Annotated in this window: 2 protein-coding genes and 1 pseudogene; all 3 read left to right on the forward strand. The window is 53.9% G+C overall.

Going from position 1 to position 3,142, the window contains the following annotated elements:
* Window positions 1-383, forward strand: a 383-nt coding sequence (locus GTN70_11375; GenBank protein NIO17561.1) for a hypothetical protein, incomplete at its 5' end; no start/stop codon positions are given.
* Window positions 364-1,808: pseudogene (gene guaB / locus GTN70_11380) on the forward strand (IMP dehydrogenase). The gene GTN70_11375 and the pseudogene guaB, both read left to right, overlap by 20 nt.
* 12 nt (window positions 1,809-1,820) lie before the next feature.
* On the forward strand, window positions 1,821-3,142 hold a 1,322-nt coding region (gene guaA / locus GTN70_11385), incomplete at its 3' end, for a glutamine-hydrolyzing GMP synthase (GenBank protein NIO17562.1).

Raw genomic sequence — 3,142 nt, forward strand, 5'->3', positions numbered from 1 at the left:
CGGTGAAATCGAAAAGGGCGTTGAAAAGGGCCGACAGGATAATAGGGACCGCAGGGACCTACACGACGATTGCAGCTGTCGCCAGGAAGATGACCGTGTACGATCCCGATAAGATCAATGGAACGATCATTTCAAGGGACACCCTTAAAAAACTTGCCAGAAAACTCTTTTCCCTTTCCGGTAATGAGAGGCTCGCCATCAGGGGAATGGAGAAGGGAAGGGAATTTTTGATCGTACCCGGGCTGGTGGTGGCGGAGGAAGTCATGGATGCTTTCTCGGCCCGGGAAACAGTCGTTTCGGACGGCAGCCTTCTCGAGGGTATTATCCAGGCACTGAAGAAGGGTAAAATAAAAGGAGAGGTTTATGAAGAAACAAAAATTTGAAGAGTCGCTTACCTTCGACGACGTTATCCTGCTTCCTAGAAGTTCGAGCATACTTCCCCGGGATGTCGATGTCTCGACCCGCCTCACGGAATCGATTCGGCTGAGCATTCCCATCATATCCGCTGCGATGGATACGGTTACGGAGTCACAGCTTGCCATTGCCATCGCACGGGAGGGAGGTATGGGGATCATTCACAGGAACAACACGCCGGAAAAGCAGGCAAACGAGGTAAACCGGATCAAGAAGTCCGAATCGGGAATGATCGTCGATCCGATTACCATCTCACCCGAGGGGAAGGTGCACGAGGCACTCGAGCTGATGAATCGCTACAGCATCTCCGGAGTCCCGGTAACGAAGAAAGGGAAGCTCAAAGGAATATTGACAAACAGGGATCTGAGATTCGAGACGAATTTCGACCAGCCCGTAAAAAATGTGATGACGAGCAAAAACCTGGTGACCGTGCCGGTTGGCACGACGCTCGATGAGGCAAGAGAGATCCTCCACAAGCACAGAATTGAAAAGCTGCTCGTTGTCGACGACGACTACATGTTAAAGGGGCTGATCACCATCAAGGACATCATAAAGATAAAGAAGTACCCGCACGCCTGCAAGGATGAACTGGGGAGGCTGCGTGTTGGCGCAGCAATCGGGACGGGTCCCGATACCGAGGAGAGGGTGGCGAGGCTTCTGAAGGCGGGTGTCGACATTCTCTGCGTCGACACCGCTCACGGACACTCCAAATTCGTGATAGAAACGGCAAAGGGAATTAAAAAGAGACATCCCGAGATACCCCTGATGGCAGGCAACGTGGCCACGGGAGAGGGGACGCTTGCGCTGATCAAGGCGGGCATCGATTGTGTAAAAGTGGGCGTCGGACCCGGGTCGATATGCACCACCAGGGTCGTGGCGGGAGTAGGGGTGCCGCAGATTTCAGCCATCATGGACTGTGCTTCCGCAGCGGCCAAACAGAACATTCCCATCGTTGCCGATGGCGGCATAAAATACTCCGGCGATATACCGAAAGCTCTCGCCGCCGGTGCGTCTTCGGTGATGATAGGCTCTCTTTTCGCCGGGACCGATGAGTCCCCCGGTGAGATCGTCCTCTTCCAGGGCAGATCGTACAAAATATACCGGGGGATGGGATCCATCGGGGCTATGAAAAAAGGGAGCAAGGAACGCTACTTTCAAGCAGATGTTGAAGGAGAAAGCAAGCTCATCCCCGAAGGCATAGAAGGCCGCGTTCCCTACCGGGGCCCCNNGTCGGGGGGCTGAAGGCAGGCATGGGGTACGTGGGGGCGGAAGACCTCGAGGACCTGAAGAAAAAAGCGATCTTCATCAAGATTACCAACGCCGGCCTCAGGGAGAGCCACGTCCACGACGTGATCATAACGAAAGAGGCACCCAACTACTGGATAGATAAATGACGAGGTCCGATCATGGATAAAATTTTGATCCTTGACTTCGGTTCCCAGTACACCATGCTGATCGCAAGGAGGGTGAGGGAATTGTCGGTGTACAGCGAGATACACCCCTTCAACATTTCCTTCGATACCATAAAGGATTTCGAACCGAAGGGGATCATTCTCTCCGGGGGGCCGGCCAGCGTTTACGATAACGGGGCGCCGAGAGTTTCCATGGACCTGTTTTCCCTGGGGGTTCCCGTTCTCGGTATCTGCTACGGAATGCAGCTGATAACCGATCTTTTCGGAGGCAGGGTTGCCGGTTCCGCAGCGAGAGAATACGGGTATGCCGAGATAGAGATAGACGATGATGATCCCCTTCTATCAGAACTCGAGGATTTTATCAGCGATGGGAGATTGTCCGTCTGGATGAGCCATGGAGACAAGGTAGAGGTGCTCCCCGACAAGTTCTATCCAATAGCAAAGTCAAAAAACTCCCCCTTCGGGGCAATTAGAAATGGAGCGGGAACCATCTACGGCGTCCAGTTCCACCCGGAGGTTGTCCATACGCCCTCCGGCGTCAAGATAATCGACAACTTTATTACGAACGTGTGCGGGGCCAAAAAGCAGTGGAACATGGGCTCGTTCATAGAACAGACCATCACAAAGATCAAGGAAAGCGTGGGCGATTCAGGTCTCGTCCTGGGCCTTTCAGGAGGCGTCGACTCATCGGTAACCGCCGTTTTGCTCCACCGCGCGATCGGGGACAGGCTTCACTGCATTTTTGTGAACAACGGTCTTCTCAGAAAGGGAGAGGTGGAGGAAGTCGTCAGCATATTCAGGGACATGATCGGCTTGAACCTCATCTACGTCGATGCCGAGGAACGGTTTCTCACTGCCCTGAAAGGGGTGAGCGATCCGGAAATGAAAAGAAAGATCATCGGCGAGATATTCATCAGGGTCTTTGAAGATGAGGCAGGCAAACTCAAAGACATTGAGTTCCTGGCCCAGGGGACCCTCTATCCCGATGTTATCGAGAGCGTCTCGTTCAAAGGCCCGTCGGCCACCATAAAATCACACCACAACGTGGGGGGGCTCCCCGAAACAATGGATCTCAAGCTGGTAGAACCCCTCCGCGAGCTGTTCAAGGACGAAGTCCGGAATGTGGGCCGGGAGCTTGGCATACCGGAAAACATTCTTTCCCGTCATCCCTTTCCCGGCCCGGGGCTTGCCGTGAGAATCATCGGGGAGGTAGAAGTAGAGCACATCGAGAAGCTCAGGGAGGCCGACGCCATCGCCGAGGAGGAGATCAAAAAAGCCGGCCTCTACGAGTCTATATGGCAGGCGTTTACCGTCCT

This window comes from Deltaproteobacteria bacterium, assembly GCA_011773515.1.
Classification (GTDB): domain Bacteria; phylum Desulfobacterota; class Deferrimicrobia; order J040; family J040; genus WVXK01.